The sequence below is a fragment of the Pseudomonas sp. SIMBA_041 genome (assembly GCF_046535095.1).
GTDB lineage: Bacteria > Pseudomonadota > Gammaproteobacteria > Pseudomonadales > Pseudomonadaceae > Aquipseudomonas > Aquipseudomonas mucoides.
Window position 1 is genome coordinate 1 of the sequence record NZ_JAWRXJ010000554.1, and the last position, 257, is coordinate 257.

The window sequence follows — 257 nt, forward strand, 5'->3', positions numbered from 1 at the left end:
TCTGCTAAATCGATCCCATTTTGTAAATAATACAACGTTGCTTTGATGGCTTCTTTTTTTTATTTCTACTAAATACTTTTTCCATTCTGGACGCTCGAAACTTTTCGCAGAATGATCCTCATAGATAACTTTATTAACAGAAATATTACTGTTTATACAGTATCTACGCAGTCTTTCTTCCTGGTCTCTTTGGGAATACCCTCTTTCAGCTTGTTCGTCAGTTGAAACTCTAATATATAAATCTGCTACAATCATAC

1 protein-coding gene is annotated in these 257 nt (G+C 33.5%); it reads right to left on the reverse strand.

The features are described 5' to 3' along the window. Positions 1–257 (reverse strand): recombinase family protein (locus SB725_RS32335; RefSeq protein ID WP_410923591.1); only part of this gene is annotated, 257 nt, incomplete at both ends.